Genomic DNA, 13,747 nt, shown 5'->3' on the forward strand with positions numbered 1-13,747 from the left:
CTCAAAGACTTTTTAAAAGAAGTATTAGAGCTAGGGAGAGACGACGTATTTAAAGTTGATGTAAAGGATAGTTTTTCATTTTTTAATACTGAAAAAGAACACAAAGAAAAAGTACTTGAGTTTTTCACAGATTTTAAACATAATGGTCGTTTTGTTAATGTAGAAGTTAGTGAAAATAGAGGTCGAAGCGGTGGCGGAAGACGCGACAGAGGTCGTGGAAGAAGCGATAGACGTTCTGGTGGTGGAAATCGCGGACGCAATGATAAACCAAGAGGAGACAGAAGTTCTTCAGGCTCTGGTAATAGAAGTGACAGAAGACGACGTTCTGATGATTCCGGTGGAGATAGACGCTCTTCATCTGGTGAAAACAGAAGCAGAAAACGTTCTGCTGAAACTAGTAATTCTGTTTCAGACAGACCAAGACGATCTCGAAGAAAATAAAATAAAGCCTCTATTTAGAGGCTTTTTTCATAAAAAATTTCATGTTAATATTTAGTCAAAGTATAATAGCTATATGTTAAAATGCGTTTTGTTTATTACCTTTACCACGTAACAAAAAGGAATGCGATATTTACTAATTTTATTTCTATGTTTTACTACAGTTCATAGCTATAGCCAAGACAGTACCAAAACCACCACACCTTCTACGGTTAAAGGTACTATTACCAGTACTACAACTGAAGGTCCATTAAGTGAAGTAAATATTGTAAACATCAATCAGGTAGTAGGAACCTCAACTGATGATAATGGTGAGTTTGAAATAAAAGCAAAAGCTAATGACACCTTGCATTTATCATATCTGGGTTATAAATCAATAAAGGTTAGAGTAACCAATGACTGGCTAAAGTTCGGTAATACAGAAATTAAAATGACTGAATTAGCGCTAGCTTTAGAAGAAGTGACCGTAAAACAACTAGAACTTACCGGTTATTTAGAGGTTGATATGAAGCAAATACCAATTCAATCTAATAACCGCTATAGAATTTCTGGTTTACCTGGTCAAGGATATGAAGCTGGTAAACCAAATATTGCGACTAAAGTGCTTGGCGCCATATTTAATCCTGCAGACTTTTTGTATAACATGTTTGAAAAAAAGCCGAATGAGATGCGAAAGTTGAGAAAGATGAAGGAAGACGATGAAATTAGAAAGCAACTTTCAGAACGCTTTGATCGCGAAATGTTGTTGATTTTGCTTCAGGTTACAAAGTATGATTTAGATGAAATTATAAATCAATGTAATTACTCTAAAGACTTTATAAATACAGCTAACGACTTACAAGTACTAGATGCCATTAGCGAATGCTATGAAGAATATAAGGTTATAAGTCGTAGTAAAGACAAAAACAAAAGAAATAAAAAGTCAAAAAAAGATAAGATTTAAGAGTTACGCTTTAGAATGTAATGCAACTCTATTGCCTTCTGTATCTATAAATACTCCCATATATCCGTGTTCATCTGAAATTTTAGTCTTTTCCTGGTAAATTTTACCACCAGCAGCTACTACTCTATCCAATTCATTATTTACATCTTCAGACATAAAGTAAACTAAGGTTCCTTCTTGACTTGGTATGTAACTGTCTTGCTTAATTAAGGTGCCTGTGGCACCATAAGCTCCCTTATTATCAGGAAACCAACCCATTTTTAATCCACCAAAATCTACGTCTCTAATTTCGAACTTAAATATAGTTTCATAGAACGTTTTTGCACGATCCATATCATTTACCGGAATTTCAAACCATCCTACCATATTATTTTGTTTTAAGATTCTATATTATGATTTCGACTGATAATGCTCTACAATAGCATCGTAATTCTTAATCGTTTTCTTTATCCAGTCGAAACGTTTTTCTATCAATTCTTCTTCCGTAAGTTGCCAAGGAATTTCTGATTTTCTGAGCTTTGAGGTTACATGCTGCAAAATAATTGCTGCGGATACCGAAATATTTAAACTCTCGGTAAAGCCAACCATTGGTATTTTGAGAAAACAATCTGCATTATCTAAGACTTGTTGCGATAAGCCTTCTGTCTCTCTACCAAAAAAGAAACATGAGGGTTTAGAAATATCAAAATCAATCAACTCACAATCTTTGGCGTGTGGAGTTGTAGCGACAATCTGATAGCCTTGTGTTTTCAAATCTTTAATACATGATTTGGTATTTTGATACCGATTGAGGTCTACCCATTTCTGGGCTCCCATGGCAATTTCGTGATCTATACGTTTGGAGTTGATTTCTTCAATAATATTCACTTCTTGTATACCAAACACATCACACGAGCGTATCACAGCACTCGTGTTGTGTAATTGATACACATCTTCTATAGCAACGGTGAAATATTTGGTACGTTGCTCTAATACCTTTTTAAATCGTGTTCTACGATTATCCGTAAGGTAGGTTTCTAGATATTCGAGAAGTTTTAGGTCGGTCATAATTCAAAATTAGTAAATTTAAAGCATGAAACATATTGTCGTATTAACAGGTGCAGGTATGAGTGCCGAAAGTGGTGTAAAAACCTTTAGAGACCATGATGGACTTTGGGAAGGCCATGACGTTATGAAAGTTGCTTCTCCTGAAGGATTTAGAACAAATCCTGAATTGGTTTTAGACTTTTACAACCAAAGACGTAAGCAATTAAAAGAGGTTGAACCCAACCAGGCACATAAGGATTTAGCGCATCTCGAAAATTATTATAAAGTTACCATAATTACCCAAAACGTAGATAACTTACATGAACGCGCTGGTAGTACAGATGTGGTGCACCTACACGGTGAACTGACAAAAGTAAGAAGTATAGGTAACCCATCTGATATTAAAGACTGGACAGAAGACCTGAATCTAGGAGATTTGTGTGACAAAGGCTATCAACTGCGACCGCATATTGTATGGTATGGTGAAGATGTACCAATGATAGAAACTGCTGTTAAAATCTGCTACGCTGCGGATATTCTTTTGATCATTGGTACAAGTATGCAAGTGTATCCTGCAGCAAGTTTAATAAATTATGTACAACCAGATACCGAAATTTACTATATAGATCCTAAACCAGCTTTGGGCAATAGTGGTAAAATTAAAGTGATTGCTAAAACAGCTACTGAAGGTATGAAAGTGCTTTATGAATTATTATCATAGTAGATTTTGTTTTATTCTAATCCTCCTCACAGAGTCTAAATAAAGCATTTACTGGCTTATTAAAAACTTTCGAAAGTTTTAGTGCCAAAACCGTTGAAGGCACATATCTATTGGCTTCAATAGAGTTTATAGTTTGGCGCGATACACCTATTTTTTTGGCTAATTCATCTTGAGTTATACTTAAAATAGCGCGTTCTACTTTTATGGTATTTTCCATTATCTGTAACGCTTTAAAGTATGATAAAACATTAATTGAATCATAAGCATAAATAGCAATACTTGAAAATCACCTAAATCTTTATAAGCTTCACCACCAGAATTTACCACATTTGAGACACCAAATTCTACATATGGCATCACTAAAGCATATACAACGCCAACGATAAATGCAATGGCATAAGATTGTGCTCTTAAACTCATAGTCATCTCATCTTCTTCTTTGTCTTTAGATAAAGACATGATGAGCATACCAATTAATAAGGTTTTTTGCAATACTAATTTTAGCCATACAGTATCTCCTTCAATAGTAAAGGCTCTAATAAACATCGCTGCTATGGATAACAAAATTAGAGCTAAACCTATTTTCATAAATAAATGTGGCAATCTAAAGATTGACATCTTCAAAAGGCGATTACGCTCGCATTCTACTAGTTTTTCCGTATTCATAAATGACAAATATATTTTATATTAAGTAAAATTATTTTTACTATATGACAAATATACTTTACATTTTTGAAATACACAAATGAAATCACTGTAACTTGACTTTATGAAAATTTCTAGCTAAATTCGTTAAGGACTGCTATTAGTCATTGAAACGACGTCATATCATTAAGGTTAGCGAGCCTAAAAAATCACTTATTCTTCTCTTCAATCCATTTACTTAAGTATTTAGTACTCTGTAATGTCTGATGTTGTAATAAGTTACCAATAAAATTGTTTTGACGATGCTCTTTTAAATTAGCGCTCAATAACTTAAGCTTTTTAGAAAAATCCGCCTGAAAGTTAGCAGTATTAAAACGCATATTTATAATTTTAAAACCGTTGGTCTGTATCGTTTGCCATAGCTCAGCGTCTTTGTAGAGTTCAATCGCTTTTTGTACATATAAATTTGGTTTATCTTCTATAAATCCGTTTGTATCAAAATTCCCAAACATACCTTCTGCGGCAATACTAGACATTACACATGGTGTCCCATTTAGCATGGCATCTACAACTTTTCCTTTTAAACCTGCACCAAATCGCAAAGGTGCCAGACAGACTTTAGCTTGTTGCATTACTTTACTGACCTCTTCAGCAAATCCTTTTATTAAAAAACCGTCGTGTTCGTTATGTAACTGTGTTACCTTTTGAGATGCGTAAGCTCCGTAAATATGCAGTTGCACCTTCGGTAGCTCTCGTCTTATTAATGGCCAAATAGTCTGTTTTAAATACAATACCACATCGTAATTTGGTGGATGTAAAAAATTACCAATAGTGATGAAATCTTGTCGTTCTTCGAAAGTTGGTAATTGCTCTAATTCAGATTTATCAGCGGGCTCTAGTAAGAATGGCAAATAATAGAGTAAGCTACCATCAATATTAAATTGATCTGTTAGAATTTCAAGTTCTACTTCAGAAATGATTATGCTCAAATCACATCTGTAGATGCTTGCTATTTCGCGTTTAGTCGTATCATTTTGCAAATGCTCTAATGAAACTGTAGTGCTAGCTTTTAGAGCCATTTCCCTAGCCTTTCTTAGACCGTGGAAATCTTCGGTATCTAAAATTCGTAATGCTTCAGGACAATATTCTGCTACTCTCCAGCCATATTGCTCTTCAGTCATAAATCTGTCAAAAAGAACAAGATCTGGTTTTAAATCTGACACAAAATCATCGAAGGAAGAATCATTTAAGAGTATAGACTGCGTTGATATGCCTTTAGCTTTTAAATTAAATGTATTTGGTGATGTCTTTGCTGCAGAAGCAAAGGTTATAGCATAGCCTTGATTTTGAAACTGGGTAATAAGCTGCAACATTCTACTACCAGCTGCAGAACTTTTAGGCTCTGGCCATACAAAACCAATAATTAAGGCTATTTTATTCAACTATTGAGGCTCTTTCAAAAAGGCATATTTTAATCGTGCAGTTTTCACCCAAGCTTCTATAGATGCAATTTGCTCTTTTGTTAATTTAGCCTCACTATGTGTCCAGGTATAACTTGGTAATGGCATGTGTCCTTCTTCTACTTCTTCTGCTAATTCCTCCAGCTTATGGTCTTTTTTCTTGTCTGAATAGTCATTCCACTTAGACACATTAAAATCGCCTTTTCCATGTCTTATATGATCGGCTAACCAATAGTTAACTGGAGTAATAGTGTTATACCAAGGATATTTTGTGTGGTCGCTATGGCAATCAAAACAAGTACTTTTTAATATGAGTTTTACATCTTCAGGTGGATTGGTATCTACTAAAAACGCTTCAACGGAAGCAATATCACCATCATTCTTGACAGGTCCAAAAAAGTGGGCAAGAATAAATACGATTAATATGGCTAGTCCTAATTTTTTTAAGAGTTTTTTTATCATAGTATTTTGACTAATTTAGAAGAGTTAAAAATAAGAAACGTTTTGACAAAAGACCAACTTTATTCCGAATTAAATTACGTTGATGCTACGAGAGAATGTCGCACTAAATACGCTGATATAGTATCTAATGATTTACAATTACTTAAGCCTTTAATGAATATTATATTTATGGTCGGTGATAAACTATCAACCAGAGCCGCTTGGGTTTTTGAATTTGTGGTCACAAAGGACATCGACTTAATGGCTCCTTATTTAGAAGATTTTGTTTCGAATATTTCCAAGTTGCAATTAGATTCTTCCGTAAGACCTATGGCTAAAGTCACCGAAATGATTATAACCAACTATTACAGTAACCTTAATTCTAAAATAAGAGAAAACTTAACTCATCGTCAAAGAGAGCAAATTGTTGAAGCTTGCTTCGATTGGATGATAAGAGATGAGAAAGTAGCCGTAAAAGTGTATAGTATGAGTTCATTATATTTACTCGGCACTGAATTTGACTGGATACATGATGAACTAAAAACTATCCTTCAACAAGACTATAACCAACAAACTGCTGCATTTAAAGCAAGAGCCAGACATGTGCTTAAAAAATTAGGTATTGTAACAGCTACATACAGACCCAAAAACAATTAATTATTAGCATAAACTCTTCAGTTACTTTATTATCTTTGAGGCTTCAAAATTGAAACTCAAATGGGAATAACGTCACTAAATGCAATTTCACCAATAGATGGTCGGTACAGGTCTAAAGTAAATGCTCTAGGAAACTATTTTTCTGAAGAAGCGCTTATAAAATATCGTGTATTAGTAGAAATTGAATATTTTATTGCATTATGTGAAATTCCGCTTCCTCAGTTAGAATCTGTTTCTAATTCTGTTTTTGAAGACCTTAGAGCAATTTATAAAAACTTCACACCACTTGATGCTACATCAATAAAAAACATTGAAAAGGTGACCAACCATGATGTAAAAGCGGTGGAGTATTTTATAAAAGAAAAATTTGATGCCTTAGGATTAACGGAGTATAAAGAATTTATTCATTTTGGTTTAACGTCACAGGATATCAACAATACGGCAATACCGCTAAGCATAAAGGATGCTATGAATGATGTGTATGTTCCTGAATATTTTTCACTTTTAGAAAAAATAGAAAGTCTGGGCAAAGAGTGGGCAGATATTCCAATGCTTGCTAGAACACACGGACAACCAGCTTCTCCAACACGATTAGGAAAAGAAATTGATGTTTTTGTAGTACGTCTTAAAGAACAATTTAACTTACTAAATGACGTGCCAGGTGCCGCTAAATTTGGTGGAGCAACTGGTAATTTTAATGCACATAAAGTAGCGTATCCAAATATTGACTGGAGAGCATTTGGTACGCAGTTTGTACAGGAAAAATTAGGCTTACAGCATTCCTTTCCAACAACTCAGATCGAACACTACGATCATATGGCAGCCTTGTTTGATGCCTTAAAACGTATTAATACCATAATCATAGATTTAGATAGAGACATCTGGACCTACGTTTCTATGGATTATTTTAAGCAAAAAATCAAAAAAGGCGAAGTTGGTAGTTCTGCGATGCCGCACAAAGTGAATCCAATAGATTTTGAAAATAGTGAAGGAAATCTTGGTATTGCTAATGCTATTTTTGAGCATTTAGCTGCAAAACTACCAATCTCCAGATTACAACGAGATCTTACAGATAGTACTGTTTTGAGAAATATTGGTGTCCCATTTGGACACACATTAATTGGATTTAAATCAACGCTAAAAGGTTTAGGCAAACTGTTACTTAATAAAGCTAAATTTGAACAAGACTTAGAAAATAACTGGGCTGTTGTTGCAGAAGCTATTCAAACTATTTTAAGGCGTGAGAACTATCCCAGTCCTTATGAAGCCTTAAAAGGATTAACCAGAACGAATGAAGCTATTACTCATAGCTCTATTTCTAGTTTTATTGATACATTAGAAGTTTCAGACACAATAAAATCTGAGCTTAAAGCAATTACACCTAGTAATTATACAGGCATTTAAAAGTAAATTTGTATCCAAGATTTGTTTCCTTTAAATAAAAATACAATCTCACTATTGAGTGTTGCTATAGTTGGCATAGGCTTTTTTACTGCAGGCATGTTTGAGGTGTTAGACTACATTATTATTAAAGCCTTATTATTTGGAGGCTTTGGTATTTTAATAATTATGGCGTTTGTGTTTGCCTTTAAAAACAGCGTTAAAAAAAATCGCCCTGAAGATTAACTTCAAGACGATTCTCATTAACATTTAAATAATTGTCAGTTTATTTAAAAAAATCTGTTAAGCCCTTGAGTTGAGAATCCTCAATGTTGGCATTCTGCAATACATCACCTAATTTCATTAGTTGACCTGCATTCATATCGTCACCTAATACTCGAGCAATCATAAATCCTTTATCACTGGCACTACCAAATACAATAAGTTCATCAATACTTAGTTCTGATTCACCCAAAAATTTTACGACAAATCTACCGTCTTCAGTAGAGCCTCTCATAAGCTCTTCGTATTTAGGGTTTTGTAAGATTGCTTTTACTTTATCTAATTCGACCCTATAATTATCAACATTATCCTCGTTAATAATAAAGGTCAAAACGTTTAGTTTATTTACAGACTCATAAGCTTCTTTTTGCTCATCTGTCATGTCTACTTCTTCTATATTTATAATACTTGTTGGTACATCAAAAGATGAAAAACCAAGATTTAGCTCATTGTCTACATAATAAGTTTGCAACGTTGGCCCTTGGTTACAGCTTATAAAAGCTGCAGCCAAAAGCAACATTACTATTGATTTTTTGATTGATTTTTTCATTATCATACTATTAGTCTTGTTTTTTATCACCAGCTTTCTTTAACTGTTCTCCTCCTGGAATATCCATTTGGTTAGTGATTTTAGAGATTTGTCTTAAATCTATATCGCCTGTTAATGACAATACTACAGTTTCAAAAACACGTTTCTTACCGTTAATTTCTATATCCTGTCCTTCAGTTAATTCTTTAAGACCAGTCATAAACATCAATAATTCTTTGACATGGTTCTGGTCTTTACCTTCTTTTACGTAAAACTTTACCGTTTGTTCTCCGTCTTTGAAACGCATTAACTCTTCAAGATCAGACGACTTTAGATACGATTCTACTGTTGCTTTCATATCTGCAGATACTTTGTCATCTCCTGTTGTAAAGACTTTAAGACCAGTTATTTTCTTAACCATTTCCATAAATTCCTTTGCTTCTGGATCATCTACATCCATATCTATTGTAGCCAACATTCTAAAGGCCTTCTGATTAATCACAAATGATGATACTTCTTCAACATCCTCATATTTATCGAAAATACCTTGAGCAAAGGTCACTACTGGTGCCAGTAAAAGCGCTGTTATTACTATTAATTTCTTCATAATTTCTAATTGTTAAGTGTTACTTGTTTTTTAAAATTTTATTTGTCATTGTGTTAAATTCTCCTAACTTACTTGCTTGCTCTACACCTTCACTGATATTATCGCTTACCAAAGTTAGGTTTGTTAATTGTGATTTTCCTTCGTTCATTCCTAAAGAGATTAAATTAAAGGCTTCCATAGTTTGATTATAAACTAAAAGCGCTTCTTCTCTTTGCTGAATCTCTTCAGCAGTAGGACCAAACAGGTTTGGTACAATAAAACCAAGCATAAGAACAACTACGGCTGCGACAGAAATCCACTGATAAAATCTTGTGTTCTTTTTAGTGTTTAATGGAACGTCTTTGGTATACTGCTCTTGTTGCGATTTCGAAAAATATAAGAACATTGGTTTGTAATGCTCTAAATGCGGCGCTACATCTTCACTTGTAAAATAGGCTCGTAATTGAGCTTCTTCTTTTAGCGTTGTTTCCGCGTTGTTATACTTTTCTATTAATTTTTCTATATTATTTAATACCATGTCTATGTGTATTAGTTAATTTATCTCGTATCGTTTTTCGTGCTCTGGATAATGCAACTCTAATTGCTGTCTCATTCATATCTAGCATTTCAGCAATTTCTGCGAACTCATATTGCTCAATATCTCTCAGTTGCACTATTATTTTTTGTTGTTCTGGAAGGTCTTCCATAATTTTTGAGACCCAATCCATACTATCTCTAGCTTCAAGTTGTTTTTGCAATGATGCATTATTGTCTGTATAATTACTATGGACAATTTTTAAATTTTGTGCTTGTTTAGATTTTAATCTGTCCAAACAGAAATTTTTTGTCATGGTCATTGAAAAGGCTTCAACATTTTTATACTCACCTATCTTTTGTTTATTTCTCCATAATTTCAATAGTATTTCTTGTGTAGCGTCCTCAGCTTCTTCACGAGAAACGAGCAATCGCTTTGCTAAACGAAATACTTTGTCCTTAAATGGCATTACTAAGCTTACAAAATCTGCCTGCTTCATTACTAATTTGATTGGTCGTAAAAACGTTTTCTAGTCGCTTTCATAATTACGACGATACACATTACAATTTGTTACAAAGTTTTTTTTTATTTCAATATTGTCAGTAAATTTAGAGTTTTACGATTTGAAGTAAAAAATTGCTCTAAACAAAAAAGAAAAAGATGAAAAAGATTAAAACGCTACTATTAATTTGTGTTACCCTATTTTTAGTTACAAGTTGTTTTGAAGATTTAGATGATAATGTTAGTTTTTCTAACACAGAAGTAAAAGATTTTGTGTGGAAAGGTATGAATGCCGTTTATCTCTATAAATCTGATATACCAGATCTGGCAAATGATAGATTCTCTTCAGATGACCAATACAATGATTATCTCGATTCTTTTGAAACACCAGAAGAAATATTTGAATCTGTAAAATATCTTCCTGAATCTGTCGATAGATTTAGTAGAATATTCTCAAACTACTTTGATTTTCAGAATCAACAACAAGGTATTACTCTAACTAATGGTTTAGAGTTTAATTTGTATTTAGTACCTGGCAGTGAGACTGAAGTTTTCGGTGCTATTACGCTTGTACTAAACAATAGTGTTGCTGATAATTTAGGATTAGAAAGAGGTGAAATATTTAGGGCTGTAGATGGTGTTGCTTTAACCACTAGTAACCTTAATCAACTATTAAATCAAGACACGTACACCATAAATTTTGCTGACTATGACACTAATGGCACCAATTCAGCGGAAGATGATACTGTAACTATAAATGGCGATAGTACAAGTTTAACTGCAGCAGAATACACTGAAAACCCTGTGCATATTGTAGATATCCTAAATGTGGACGATACTTTAATTGGTTATTTAATGTACAACGGTTTTAATAGCAGCTTTAATGGTGCTCTTAATAATGCATTTGGAACGTTTCAGTCTGGTGGCATTGAAGAACTTGTTATTGATTTGCGTTACAATGGTGGTGGATCAGTACAAACTGCTGCCTATTTAGCGAGTATGATTACTGGTCAGTATAATGGTGATGTATTTTCTAAATTATTTTATAATGAAAATTTAGATGAATTAAATAGAGATTATCTATTTACTGACACCATAGACAATGTAGGTCAAGTAAATAGTTTAAACCTATCTAAAGTCTATATCATAACCACAAATAGAAGAACAGCTTCTGCAAGTGAGGCATTGATAAATGGTCTAAATCCTTACATAGAAGTTGTTGTCATTGGTGAAAATACTGTTGGTAAAACACAGTCGTCTTTAACGGTATATGATTCTCCCGGATTATTTACAACGGAAGGAGTTAATCCAAATCACACCTATGCTATGCAACCTTTAGTTGCAAACTCAACAAACTCAAACGAGGCGTTAGTGCCATCTACAGGTTTATCACCAGATATTCCTATCAGTGAAACTCCGAGTACATTTGAGTCTTTAGGATCTATTTCTGAACCGTTATTACGTGAAGCTATTATTGATATTACGGGTAGTTTAGGGCGTTTTTACTATGAACAGTATGAGCCGATTCGAGAAGTTCGTAGCTCGGTTCAATTGCATCCACTAGAGCAGGATATGTATATAGAATATTAAAAAAAGCCACTGTAAAAGTGGCTTTTTCAATTTATAATTTAAGATTAAAGCCAAAATTTACATTTCTCCCTCTTGTTGCAAATCCAAAAAGTTCCTGGTACTCTTCATTAAAGATGTTACTGATATTACTAAAAATGGTCATTTTATCTTTTATAACTTCATGACTTACAAAAAAGTCAGTTATAATGTATGGCTCTAAATTTACGTTTACACTTTCAAATGTGTCATTATTAAAAAACACATCATCTCTATCATCATTGAATTGATAAGCCAAACTTACAACAGTCTTCTCAGACAAGTGATAATCTAATCTTGCATTAATTTTTATCTCAGGGATTCTTAGATTTAAACTCTTATCTACATTTGTATAAGTTGCATTTGTATTAAGATTCAAATTCTTAATTACAATAACATTTGCTGTAAACTCTAAACCAGTTGCAGTAAATTCATTATCAACATTTTGATATTGAAACACAAAATTACCTGTATCTCTATAATCTATAAAGTTGTCTTCATTTCTATTAAAATACACCAAGCTTAAGGTTGCACTATCTTCAATATAAAACTCTGCGCCAATTTCAAAAGTTTGGTTTTCTTCTGGTTTCAAGTCTGTATTACCAAAATTTGGTTCAAATAATTGAAATAAAGATGGAGTGATAAATGCTGAACTATAACTTATTAATCCCTTTAAGTAGCCATTTTCGAATTCTTTTTTATAAGATGGATTTAAGCTGTAAACTATCTGACGTCCATATTCACTATGATTATTTAAACGCATACCTGCATTAATATTTAAGCCAAAATCTGAAACATAAACGATGTTAGCATAAGGGTCCATAATTTCAAAATTTGCAGAGTTGGGATCTATATCTCTGTTAAACTCTGTTTCACCAAAAGGAATTGAAAAGCTTTCCATGCTATTGTTTTGATAATTCACACCTAAAACCGTGTAAAATTTGTCATTAAACGTATAACGGTTAAAGGCATCTATTACAATACTTTTGGAATTAAACAATGAAGGAAATCCAGATTTGATTTCTCGTTCTACATTATTAAATGCTGCATTAATTGTAATATTTCCGCTAGCATAAGTATATTCTGGAGATAAGCCTAGTCTATATTGCTTCGAACTAGATACATTATCTGCATCCATCATTCCAAAACTATCATCGAAATCAGTCTTAAATCTATCGAAACTACCATAAGCCGTTATTTTGAAATCATCCTTAAAAGTATAGGATAGCTTTAAATTTCCGTTATGGCTATTTAAGGCATCGGTCTCTTTGCCACCTGCAATTGCAGAAATACCATCTGTAAGCTGATGTCCAAAAGACACTAAATAACTTAGTTCACCAGAGTTTCCGTTCATAGAAATACTATTTCTAAAATCTTCAATTCTATATTCATTTTCATTATTCGGCTGGTTAGTGCCAAATACACTTCTCATATTAATATTAAATGGAGATGATTCGGCTTTTTTCAATTTAATGTTTATCACAGCTGTTGCGGCACCAGTACCATACAATGTGCTTGATGCACCTTTTAGAATCTCGATTGATTCTACCTGGTCTGCGTTTAACAAGCGTAAATCGTAATCGTTAGCGATTTGGGAAGGATCAGTAACCTGTATACCATCAATAAGTATTAATACCTGGCGATTTCGTCCTCCTCTTACAAAATAATTAAGATTCTGACCAGCGTTACTTCTCACACCATTAATTTCAACACCAACAGTTCTTCCTATGATTTCTGCTATGGATTGACCTTGTAGTTTTTGTAAATCGGCTTGTGTAATTTTGGTAATAACCTTACCAGAATTTTCTCGTTTTATTTCAAAACGAGAATCGGTTAGAACAATTTCATCCAGTTGTTCAACCTTTACAGAATCCTGCTTTTTTTGCGCAAGTCCAACAGATAACACACCTATAGCAAGCATGCCACAAAACAGTTTAGTCTTGTTCATTTAATACATTAATTGCTCGAGAACATACAGCGAACTATACGTAAACTTTT

At 33.4% G+C, this 13,747-nt stretch carries 18 protein-coding genes; 7 read left to right on the forward strand and 11 right to left on the reverse strand.

The window, feature by feature from the left end; genetic code table 11:
• Together ACTG3Y_RS08275 and ACTG3Y_RS08280 are read left to right on the forward strand one after the other, a co-directional pair.
• Positions 1-441 (forward strand): DbpA RNA binding domain-containing protein (locus ACTG3Y_RS08275; RefSeq protein ID WP_439152456.1); only part of this gene is annotated, 441 nt, incomplete at its 5' end.
• Between the two features lie 121 nt (positions 442-562).
• Positions 563-1,381 carry a carboxypeptidase-like regulatory domain-containing protein gene (locus tag ACTG3Y_RS08280; protein WP_439152457.1) on the forward strand — a complete coding sequence of 273 codons (819 nt, stop codon included), beginning with the start codon at positions 563-565 and terminating at the stop codon, positions 1,379-1,381.
• A gap of 3 nt (positions 1,382-1,384) precedes the next feature.
• On the opposite strand, the gene ACTG3Y_RS08285 is transcribed toward ACTG3Y_RS08280, so the two are convergent.
• Both ACTG3Y_RS08285 and ACTG3Y_RS08290 read right to left on the reverse strand, forming a co-directional pair.
• Positions 1,385-1,747: a VOC family protein gene (locus ACTG3Y_RS08285; RefSeq protein ID WP_439152458.1), complete on the reverse strand. Its 363-nt coding sequence runs from the start codon at positions 1,745-1,747 to the stop codon at positions 1,385-1,387.
• A gap of 24 nt (positions 1,748-1,771) precedes the next feature.
• Positions 1,772-2,428, reverse strand: coding sequence for a TrmH family RNA methyltransferase (locus ACTG3Y_RS08290; protein ID WP_439152459.1), 657 nt, complete (start codon positions 2,426-2,428; stop codon positions 1,772-1,774).
• Between the two features lie 25 nt (positions 2,429-2,453).
• On the opposite strand from ACTG3Y_RS08290, the gene ACTG3Y_RS08295 reads away from it, so the two are divergent.
• Positions 2,454-3,128 carry an SIR2 family NAD-dependent protein deacylase gene (locus ACTG3Y_RS08295; protein ID WP_439152460.1) on the forward strand — a complete coding sequence of 225 codons (675 nt, stop codon included), beginning with the start codon at positions 2,454-2,456 and terminating at the stop codon, positions 3,126-3,128.
• 16 nt (positions 3,129-3,144) lie between these two features.
• Here ACTG3Y_RS08295 and ACTG3Y_RS08300 read toward each other — a convergent pair whose 3' ends face one another.
• The 4 genes from ACTG3Y_RS08300 to ACTG3Y_RS08315 all read right to left on the reverse strand — a co-directional run bounded on the left by ACTG3Y_RS08300 (position 3,145) and on the right by ACTG3Y_RS08315 (position 5,695).
• A complete protein-coding gene (locus ACTG3Y_RS08300) occupies positions 3,145-3,345 on the reverse strand; it encodes a helix-turn-helix transcriptional regulator (protein ID WP_439152461.1) in 201 nt (66 codons plus the stop codon).
• Positions 3,345-3,716 (reverse strand): hypothetical protein, encoded by a 372-nt coding sequence (locus ACTG3Y_RS08305; protein WP_439152462.1) that lies wholly within the window; start codon positions 3,714-3,716, stop codon positions 3,345-3,347. Before ACTG3Y_RS08305 ends, ACTG3Y_RS08300 begins: the two co-directional genes overlap by 1 nt.
• 266 nt (positions 3,717-3,982) lie before the next feature.
• Positions 3,983-5,215, reverse strand: coding sequence for a glycosyltransferase family 4 protein (locus ACTG3Y_RS08310; protein ID WP_439152463.1), 1,233 nt, complete (start codon positions 5,213-5,215; stop codon positions 3,983-3,985).
• On the reverse strand, positions 5,216-5,695 hold the full coding sequence (locus tag ACTG3Y_RS08315; protein ID WP_439152464.1) for a heme-binding domain-containing protein: 480 nt from the start codon (positions 5,693-5,695) through the stop codon (positions 5,216-5,218). It lies immediately after the preceding gene.
• 42 nt (positions 5,696-5,737) lie between these two features.
• Between ACTG3Y_RS08315 and ACTG3Y_RS08320 the strand changes: the two genes are divergently transcribed.
• The 3 genes from ACTG3Y_RS08320 to ACTG3Y_RS08330 are packed head-to-tail and all read left to right on the forward strand — an operon-like array spanning position 5,738 to position 7,957.
• The gene (locus ACTG3Y_RS08320) at positions 5,738-6,331 is read left to right on the forward strand and encodes an adenylosuccinate lyase (protein ID WP_439152465.1); all 594 of its coding nucleotides are present in this window, start codon (positions 5,738-5,740) and stop codon (positions 6,329-6,331) included.
• 60 nt (positions 6,332-6,391) lie between these two features.
• Positions 6,392-7,735 carry an adenylosuccinate lyase gene (purB, locus tag ACTG3Y_RS08325; RefSeq protein ID WP_439152466.1) on the forward strand — a complete coding sequence of 448 codons (1,344 nt, stop codon included), beginning with the start codon at positions 6,392-6,394 and terminating at the stop codon, positions 7,733-7,735.
• Between the two features lie 54 nt (positions 7,736-7,789).
• A complete protein-coding gene (locus ACTG3Y_RS08330) occupies positions 7,790-7,957 on the forward strand; it encodes a hypothetical protein (RefSeq protein ID WP_439152467.1) in 168 nt (55 codons plus the stop codon).
• Between the two features lie 40 nt (positions 7,958-7,997).
• Here ACTG3Y_RS08330 and ACTG3Y_RS08335 read toward each other — a convergent pair whose 3' ends face one another.
• Genes ACTG3Y_RS08335 through ACTG3Y_RS08350 form a run of 4 tightly spaced genes read right to left on the reverse strand, consistent with a single transcriptional unit; the run spans position 7,998 to position 10,142 of the window.
• Positions 7,998-8,543 carry a DUF4252 domain-containing protein gene (locus tag ACTG3Y_RS08335; protein ID WP_439152468.1) on the reverse strand — a complete coding sequence of 182 codons (546 nt, stop codon included), beginning with the start codon at positions 8,541-8,543 and terminating at the stop codon, positions 7,998-8,000.
• A 10-nt stretch (positions 8,544-8,553) separates the two neighbouring features.
• Entirely contained in the window at positions 8,554-9,129 is a 576-nt protein-coding gene (locus ACTG3Y_RS08340; RefSeq protein ID WP_439152469.1) for a DUF4252 domain-containing protein, read from the reverse strand.
• 19 nt (positions 9,130-9,148) lie between these two features.
• A complete protein-coding gene (locus ACTG3Y_RS08345; protein ID WP_439152470.1) occupies positions 9,149-9,646 on the reverse strand; it encodes a hypothetical protein in 498 nt (165 codons plus the stop codon).
• Positions 9,633-10,142 carry an RNA polymerase sigma factor gene (locus ACTG3Y_RS08350; RefSeq protein ID WP_439152471.1) on the reverse strand — a complete coding sequence of 170 codons (510 nt, stop codon included), beginning with the start codon at positions 10,140-10,142 and terminating at the stop codon, positions 9,633-9,635. Before ACTG3Y_RS08350 ends, ACTG3Y_RS08345 begins: the two co-directional genes overlap by 14 nt.
• Positions 10,143-10,303: 161 nt before the next feature.
• Here ACTG3Y_RS08350 and ACTG3Y_RS08355 point away from each other — a divergent pair, with 161 nt between their 5' ends.
• Positions 10,304-11,734, forward strand: a complete 1,431-nt coding sequence (locus ACTG3Y_RS08355; RefSeq protein WP_439152472.1) for a S41 family peptidase — start codon at positions 10,304-10,306, stop codon at positions 11,732-11,734.
• A 31-nt stretch (positions 11,735-11,765) separates the two neighbouring features.
• Here ACTG3Y_RS08355 and ACTG3Y_RS08360 read toward each other — a convergent pair whose 3' ends face one another.
• The gene (locus tag ACTG3Y_RS08360; RefSeq protein ID WP_439152473.1) at positions 11,766-13,697 is read right to left on the reverse strand and encodes a TonB-dependent receptor plug domain-containing protein; all 1,932 of its coding nucleotides are present in this window, start codon (positions 13,695-13,697) and stop codon (positions 11,766-11,768) included.
• Between the last annotated feature and the right edge of the window lie 50 nt (positions 13,698-13,747).

Origin of the sequence: Winogradskyella sp. (assembly GCF_965656915.1) — a bacterium.
Taxonomy (GTDB): Bacteria; Bacteroidota; Bacteroidia; order Flavobacteriales; family Flavobacteriaceae; genus Winogradskyella.